We start from the raw sequence: 8,354 nt of genomic DNA, 5'->3' as shown, positions 1-8,354 counted from the left end.
TTTTTAAAGGAGCTTGAGGAGGCAATGCTAAAAGGGGAGGCGCAAATCGCTGTTCACTCACTCAAAGATGTTCCTACTGTTATGCCAGACGGGCTTCTTTTAGCAGCTATTACAGAGAGAGAAGATTGCAGAGATGCGCTGCTATCTGAGAAATATGCAAACATTGCTGCTCTTCCAAAAAAAGCGATAGTAGGTACATCTTCTCTTCGCCGCCGTATGCAGATAGAGAAACTTCGCCCTGATTTGATTATAAAAGATTTAAGAGGAAATGTTGATACAAGAATAAAAAAGTTAAAACAAGGTGATTTTGATGCAATTATTTTAGCAGCAGCGGGGATAAACAGACTCTCTTTGCTAGATGCTGTTCAACATGTTTATCCAATCTCTTTAGATGAGATGGTTCCGTCGATGGGACAGGGTGCATTGGGTATTGAAGCGGTAAATGATGCAGAGGTTTTAAAGATTATAGCAGGCCTTGAAGATGAGTACAGCAGAATTGAGACGACTATAGAGAGATCTTTTGTGGATGAGTTAGAAGGCGGTTGTCAGGTTCCTATAGGGGTAAATGCATCTGTTTTAGAAGATGGAAACGTAAGCATTAAAGCTGTTTTGGGTCTTCCTGATGGAACTGAGATGCTTAGTGACTCAAAGATAACTTCTAATAAAGATTACCAAAATGTTGGCAGGGAGATGGCGGCAGAGTTTATAGCAAGAGGTGCTAAAGAGTTGCTTGCCCGTGCTGAAGCTATGATGGAAAACAGATAAATGAAGAGAACCCTCGATCTTCTTAGAAAAAATAATGAGTTAAGAGTTATAGAAGAGGAGCTTGATATTTATCTTGAAATACCTCACTTGGCTTATGCGGAAGTAAAGAAAAAAGATGGTGGCAAGGCACTTCTTTTTACAAATGTGGTAGATAAAAAAAGCGGTAAAAAGTTTAAAGAGAGTGTTCTTATGAATGTTTTTGGTTCATATAGACGCTGTGAGCTTCTTTTTGGCAGAACTATAGAATCAATTGCAGATGAGATTTCAAAATTGCTTCACATGAAGCCGCCTGAGGGTTTTTTTAACAAACTCTCAAAAGCAGGTGAACTATTTGCGCTTAGAAATATTTTTCCAAAGAAATTAAAGGGCAGTGGCGCGTGTCAACAGATAAAATATTTAGATAAAGATATAGATCTCTACAATCTTCCTGTGTTGACAACATGGGAGCAAGATGGGGGACCGTTTATAACAATGGGTCAGGTTTATACACAGAGTTTTGACGGCGAGATGGTAAATCTCGGCATGTATAGACTTCAGGTGTATGATAAAAACCATCTAGGAATGCACTGGCAGATTCACAAGGACTCCTCTCACTTTTTTGATCAGTATCAAAAAGCCGGCAAAAAGATGCCGGTCAGTGTTGCAATCGGCGGAGACCCTCTTTATACATGGTGTGCTACGGCTCCGCTTCCTTACGGTGTAAATGAGTTGTTGATGTATGGACTTATAAAAAAAGAGCCTGCAAAGCTTGTGAAGTCAATAACTACGCCTCTATATATTCCTAGAGATGTTGATTATGTTATTGAGGGGTGGGTGGATACGCATGATATGAAAATCGAGGGTCCCTTTGGCGATCATACCGGTTACTATACACTTGCTGAACCTTATCCTGTTATGGAAGTTAGTGCAATTACTACGAAAAAAGAGCCTCTTTATTTAGCTACTGTTGTAGGAAAGCCGCCGTTAGAAGATAAATATATGGGCTGGGCTACGGGCAAGATATTTTTTCCTCTTTTAAAAACCACTGCTCCTGATTTGCTTGATTATCATATGCCTGAGAATGCAGGTTTTCATAACCTTATTTTAGCGAAGATGAAACCGCTCTATAAAGGTCATGCAAAGCAGTTTATGCACGCTTTTTGGGGTGCTGGACAGATGAGTTTTGTAAAACATGCCATATTTTTAGATGCAAATGCGCCAAAACTTGAAAATTATGAATCTGTTGCTACTTATATACTTGATAGGTTTACGCCAAAATCCCTCTTTATCACAGAGGGGATACTTGATGCGCTTGATCACTCCTCCTCTGAGACTCTTGTCGGCGGAAAATTAGGCATAGACGTTACATCGGCAAATAAGGTAGAAGCGCCTCAATTATTAGGCGATGAGGAGTTATTTACCAGAGTTAAGGAGATTGTTCCTGATGCTGTTGCTCTGCATCAGTTTATGAGAAGAACTAAAAATCCTATAACAGTCATCTCTGTAAATAAAACAAAAAATGCAAAGAACTATTTTGATGCTCTTGTTGCGTTAAGTATGCACATAAGAGTGGTAGTATTTGTTGATGAGGCAAAAAACGATATCTTTAATCCGTACATGCTCATCTGGAGAGTTACAAACAACATAGATGCTATGAGAGATATTTTTATCTCAGGTTTGATGGTAGGAGTTGATGGAACCAATAAAAATCTGCTTGATGGATTTAGCAGAAAGTGGCCCGATGATGTGGAGTGTACAAAGAGTGTTGTCGAGGCTTTAAAGAAAAAAGGGCTGTGGGATTTAAGCGATGAGTTGCAGCGGAAGTTTCAACTTTAGTTACTGCATCTTGTTTAAAAAATATCACAGAGATGAAATCTTATAGCTTGTTTTAGCATTAAGTTTTTAAAAAATAAAGGAAATAGTTATTATGGAAAAAATGTGGTCAGGTCGTTTTTCTGCAGGCGCATCAAATCTTTTAGATCAGTTTAACGCCTCCATCATGTTTGATAGAAAACTCTATCGTGAAGATATTGAAGGCTCCCTTGCACATGCTGCCATGTTGGCAAAGCAGGGCATTTTAAGTGATGAGGAGCTTGCACAAATCAGACAAGGACTCTCTCAGGTTAAAGAGGAGATAGAATCCGGTACATTTGAGTGGAAAATCTCAGATGAGGATCTTCACATGGGGATTGAGAAGCGTTTAACGGCAATTATCGGTGATACCGGAAAAAAACTTCATACCGCAAGAAGCAGAAATGATCAGATTGCCGTAGATTTTCGTCGTTATGTTCTTCGTAAAAATCTAGAGATAGTAGCTGCGCTAAAGCTTTTAATGAGTGAAGTGCTAGTTGTTGCATCTAAGCATACGGATACTCTTATGCCCGGAATGACGCATCTTCAACATGCGCAACCTATCAATTTTGCTTTTCATTTAAGTGCATATCTGGCTATGTTTACAAGAGATATAAAGAGGTTTGAAAGCTCCCATGAGAGAAACAGCGTCTCCCCTCTTGGTTGTGCTGCACTAGCCGGAACTCCGCATAATATAGACAGAGAGATGACAGCAGAGCTTTTAGGCTTTAACAGTGTAAGTATAAACTGCCTAGACACGGTAAGTGATAGAGACTTTGCGTTGGAGATTTTGTTCAATATCTCTACTATGATGATGCATATTTCTCGTCTTAGCGAGGAGCTTGTTATGTGGTCTAGCTATGAGTTTAGATTTATTGAACTCAGCGATGAGTATTCAACAGGCTCCTCAATAATGCCGCAAAAGAAAAATCCTGATGTACCTGAACTTCTTCGCGGTAAAACAGGAAGGGTTTATGGCTCACTAATGGGTCTTTTAACCGTTATGAAAGCTCTCCCGCTTGCTTATAACAAAGATACGCAAGAGGATAAAGAGGGTGTTTTTGATGCGGTAGAAACTGCGCTAATCTCTTTGGAGATACTAAAAGAGGCAATCAAAACCATGCAGGTAAAAGCTAACTACATGAGCAATGCTTGTAAAATCGGGCATCTAAGCGCTACGGATTTAGCTGATTATTTAGTGCAAAAATGCAATATTCCTTTTAGAGAAGCGCACTTTATTACAGGAAAAGCGGTAGCTAAGAGTGAGGAGCTAAAGATTGATTTAAGCGATATTGAGTTGAAATATCTCCAAGAGATAGATAGCAGAATTAGCGAGGATGTTTTGGAGTTTTTATCGATTGAGAACTCTATGAATGCCAGAACTTCTGCAGGCGGAACTTCTACAAAAAGAACACTGGAACAGTTGGCTTATTTTAGAGATTTTTTAAAAATCTAGCCTTTTGGGCTTAGCTTTAGTAACCATATTTTGATATCGTTATAGATAAAGTTTTATGAAGTAAAATTAAGGAGAAGTAGATGAAAGTATCAGTATCGCACAAAAATGGTATGAGATTTGAAGCCAAAACACAAAAGAGCAGTTTTATAATCGACTGTCCGCAGATATCACCTGTTGAGTATTTTTTAGCGGGAATTATCACATGCAGCGCATCAGATATTGTTTTGTTACCTAAAAATCAAGACAAAACAGTTACGAATTTAGTTGTAGATGGCGATGTAGAAAGAAATGAGGATCATCCAAGAAAGTTCAACACTCTGCATCTAGATTACAAGTTTAACTCTGATGGCGATGATATAATGGCGGCTCGCTGGGTTATGGCATCACTTGAGACATACTGCTCTACTATTAACACCATCAGAGATTCGGTTGTAATCTCATACTCCATTACCCATAACGGAACAAAGATTAAAAAGAATGAGAAGATGATTTCTGGCGGCGGAAGCGGGATAGATATGGGAGAGATAGAGAGTTGCCCCTCATAAATTACCCGTAAACTTTTTCATAAGAGAGCACTCTTTGTGATACGTTTTTGAGGTATTTTTTCGGCTCCTCGTACTTTAAATCTCTAAGCAAGGTGTTGTAAACTTCATCCGGCGATAAATCATTAATAAGCAAAGTAGCTTTATGTACACTGTTCGTTTTAGTAAACGCCCATGCTACATTGCCCGCTCCCGTGTTATATGCGGCTATCGTGCAGTATAGGCGGCTTTGGGGATTTGTTATTTTACTTAGATAATTATAGTAAAGTATATGTAAGTAGGCGCTTCCCATCGTTATGTTGTTTTTACTGTTATATAGATAGTTTCCAGAGACTAGTTTTTTCTCTTTATATAAGAAGTTGTAGCTGTCGATACCTGCTGTTTTTGGAACGATTTGCATTAAACCGTATGCGGGAACATGGGATTTTGCTCTTGGATTGAAACTGCTCTCAGAGTGCATAATGGCAAATACAAGCGAGGCAGGCACCTTTTGCCTTGATGCTTGCGTTTGTATCTCCTCTTTATAGACTTGAGATCTCTTAAGCATGGCATCAGGGGGCATAGATATATTAAGCGTGTACACTTTTGTACTATTTACTTTTTTTGAATCCACACTTTGTATATTTTTATCTTGAACATTTTGCTCTACATAAGTTATAAGAGTATCTTTTGAGGGGGCTTTCTCAAATATAACAGTTGAGAGAATCGGTTCTGCTTCAACTTGTGCATCTGCAACAAAAACCGGTTTTTTGATTTGTGCCAATCTCTGCTCAAGAGGATCACTCTCCTGCGCTTTTTTCGTATCTATTGTAACAACGTTAGCAAGAGCTTTTTTAAGTTTCTCCTTAGCCTCTTTTTCAGAGGAGGCTATAGTCTCAACAATAATCATCTCTTTTTCAAAATCAATATTCGTTCTTGTTTTTTTGTCTTTAGTGTAGGCTACCCACCTCTTTTTGCTTGACATTAAAGGCTCTTCCCAGTAGCTGCTTATCTCTTGTTCATAGTCGGCATACTCTTTTTCTATGGCATCTTGGTAGGATTTAAATGCATCTTCGATATTTTGCTTATAGGCGTCAAATTGATCTTTTTGAGCCTTAAAAGCCTTCTCTTGGCTGTTTTTAAAATCAGTTGCATTTTGTGCTAAAAGTAGCGAAGATAAAAACAGAGAAGTTAAGATTTTAGCGGGCATATTATTTTAAAATTTTCCCATTGGGTCTGCATCACTTAGGTGTGACCATGAAAGTTTCGCACCACCGACTATATGAAAATGAAGATGCTTTACTTCTTGCCCCCCGTTTTCTCCGACATTTGTTATCACTCTATAGCCGCTTTTATCTATGCCCAGCTCTTTTGCAACATCTTGCATAAATTTTGTCATATTTTTCATAGTCAGGGGAGTTACTTCATTAAAGCTATCTACATGTACCTTTGGGATTGCAAGCACATGTATGGGAGCCTTTGGATTTATGTCGTGAAATGCTATAAAATCTTTATTTTCCAATATAACATTTGAGGGAATTTCATTGTTTACAATCTTGCAAAATATGCACATTTGTTTTCCTTTTTTTATTTATTGTAACATATAAAAAAGTAAATGAAGCTATATATAAATTATATTTGACTATAATCTACTTAAAAATTTAAGAGGGTATTTCCCTTAAGTGTGGGTGAGTCTATTGAGAGAATGGTATGACGCAATAAAAGAGGCACAAAATGTTGAGAGAGTCGAAGAGATTCGCATTGCTGTGTTTGGGAAAAAGGGTGTTTTAGCTGTAGAGTTTGCCAAAATGAAGAGTGCATCAGATGAAGAAAAATCAAAAATTGCACAAGATTTAAATACGCACAAAAGTGCGCTAATGAATGAACTTACGCAGAGAAAAATAGTTCTTCAAACATTAGAGCTAGAAGCAAATATGAGAGCAGAAGCTATTGATGTTTCTATGTATAGCTCAAGATCAGAATCGGGCGCGCTTCATCCTGTTATGGAGACGATGGACAGAATAGTTGAGTATTTTTCATCCATGAATTTTGCAGTTAAAACTGGAACGATGGTAGAAGATGATTTTAACAACTTTGAGGCACTAAATCTTCCAAAATATCATCCGGCACGAGATATGCAAGATACTTTCTATTTTAAAGATGAGATGCTGCTTCGCACACATACATCTCCAGTTCAAATCAGAACAATGATGAGCACAAAACCGCCTATTCGCATGATAGCTCCTGGTGCGGTTTTTAGAAGAGATTATGATATTACGCATACGCCGATGTTTCATCAAGTTGAAGGGTTGTTAGTTGATGCGCAGGGCAAAGTCTCTTTTGCAAACTTAAAGTTTATCCTAGAAGATTTTTTAAAGTATATGTTTGGCGATGTAGATGTTCGCTTTCGTCCTAGCTTTTTTCCTTTTACGGAACCCTCGGCAGAGGTTGATATCTCCTGTGTATTTTGCAAAGGCAAAGGGTGTAGAGTATGTTCAAAAACAGGATGGCTTGAGGTGCTTGGATGCGGAATTGTAGATCCAAATGTCTTTGAAGCGGTAAAATATGAAAATGTCAGCGGATATGCTTTTGGACTTGGAGTCGAGAGATTTGCGATGCTTATTCATCATATAGGTGATCTTCGTTCACTTTTTGAGGGAGATATTAAGTTGCTGGAGCAGTTTCAATGATAGTTACTAGAAGTTGGTTAAACGAGTGGGTAGATTTAAGTAATATATCTACGGACAAACTGGTAAAAACATTTAACTCCATAGGTTTGGAAGTAGATAGTATCTCAACGTATGAGGTTCCAAAAAAAATAGTATTTGGTAGAGTTTTAGAGTGTGAAAAACATCCTGATGCAGATAAATTAAATATTTGTACTGTTGATATCGGCTCAAGTACGCGTCAGATAGTATGTGGAGCTTCAAATGTAAGAGCAGGGCTTGATGTTGTTGTTGCAACAATCGGTGCAGTTATGCCAAGCGGCATAACAATAAAGCCTGTAAAACTCCGTGGAGTCGAATCAGAGGGGATGATTTGTTCGGCTAAAGAGATCGGGCTTAGTGATATGAATGATGGCATAATTGAGCTAGATAGCAGTATCGGATCTTACACTTTAGGCAAAGAAGTCTGTGAAAACCCTATTTTCAGCGATGATTTAATAGAGATAGAGTTGACGGCTAATCGTGGTGATTGTTTAAGTATTCGCGGAATAGCAAGAGATTTATGTGCAGCTTATGATAAACCTTTAAAAGAAGAAAAGATAGAAGAGTATGATGATAAAAGGGTTGGAATAGGAAGAATTTTATCTCTCTCTCATGAGAACAAATTAAATGTAAATCTTCTCTATAGAGCAGTTGATTTAAAAGATTTAAAACTCCCCTTTGCTGTAAGGTTAAGGCTCACACAGATAGAGAATCCAAAAGAGAGTGATATTGAATCTCTTATGCACTATGTAACACATAGCAGTGGTGTTATTTTAAGAGCGTATGACCATAAATTTTTCTGTAGTAATGATGAGATTTTAGCAAAAGTGTCGCTTTCTCAAGATGAAAATGGATATGCCTCAATAATGGCAAAAGATAATAAAAAGGCATCTACGGTAGGAATTATTCAAGAAGATGCCTCTAAGCTTAGCCTTAAGAATGGGATTATTCTTTTAGAAGCGAGCTATATTCCTCCAGATATTATCTCTAAGAAAATGCAAGAAACTAAGATGATTTCAGGTCCGATGTATTATAGAACATCAAGAGGAAGCGAGCCTGAGTTGGATATTGGGC

The 8,354-nt window shown here is 38.0% G+C and carries 8 protein-coding genes; 6 read left to right on the top strand and 2 right to left on the bottom strand.

The window, feature by feature from the left end:
* The 4 genes from hemC to M0Q17_RS09900 all read left to right on the top strand — a co-directional run.
* The coding region (gene hemC, locus M0Q17_RS09915) for a hydroxymethylbilane synthase (protein WP_295086424.1) at positions 1 to 765 on the top strand (765 nt) is incomplete at its 5' end.
* Entirely contained in the window at positions 766 to 2,580 is a 1,815-nt protein-coding gene (locus M0Q17_RS09910; RefSeq protein ID WP_295086422.1) for a menaquinone biosynthesis decarboxylase, read from the top strand.
* A 91-nt stretch (positions 2,581 to 2,671) separates the two neighbouring features.
* A complete protein-coding gene (argH, locus tag M0Q17_RS09905; RefSeq protein WP_295086420.1) occupies positions 2,672 to 4,051 on the top strand; it encodes an argininosuccinate lyase in 1,380 nt (459 codons plus the stop codon).
* A gap of 80 nt (positions 4,052 to 4,131) precedes the next feature.
* Entirely contained in the window at positions 4,132 to 4,596 is a 465-nt protein-coding gene (locus M0Q17_RS09900; protein WP_295086418.1) for an OsmC family protein, read from the top strand.
* Between the two features lies 1 nt (position 4,597).
* On the opposite strand, the gene M0Q17_RS09895 is transcribed toward M0Q17_RS09900, so the two are convergent.
* Together M0Q17_RS09895 and M0Q17_RS09890 are read right to left on the bottom strand one after the other, a co-directional pair.
* Entirely contained in the window at positions 4,598 to 5,782 is a 1,185-nt protein-coding gene (locus M0Q17_RS09895; protein WP_295086416.1) for a murein transglycosylase domain-containing protein, read from the bottom strand.
* A gap of 6 nt (positions 5,783 to 5,788) precedes the next feature.
* Positions 5,789 to 6,145: a histidine triad nucleotide-binding protein gene (locus M0Q17_RS09890; RefSeq protein ID WP_295086414.1), complete on the bottom strand. Its 357-nt coding sequence runs from the start codon at positions 6,143 to 6,145 to the stop codon at positions 5,789 to 5,791.
* 124 nt (positions 6,146 to 6,269) lie between these two features.
* On the opposite strand from M0Q17_RS09890, the gene pheS reads away from it, so the two are divergent.
* The gene (gene pheS / locus M0Q17_RS09885) at positions 6,270 to 7,262 is read left to right on the top strand and encodes a phenylalanine--tRNA ligase subunit alpha (RefSeq protein ID WP_295086412.1); all 993 of its coding nucleotides are present in this window, start codon (positions 6,270 to 6,272) and stop codon (positions 7,260 to 7,262) included.
* The coding region (ytpR, locus tag M0Q17_RS09880; protein WP_366835315.1) for a YtpR family tRNA-binding protein at positions 7,259 to 8,354 on the top strand (1,096 nt) is incomplete at its 3' end. The genes pheS and ytpR, both read left to right, overlap by 4 nt.

It is taken from the genome of Sulfurimonas sp., from assembly GCF_023229105.1.
Classification (GTDB): domain Bacteria; phylum Campylobacterota; class Campylobacteria; order Campylobacterales; family Sulfurimonadaceae; genus Sulfurimonas.
This window is presented reverse-complemented; position numbering and strand designations above follow the sequence as displayed.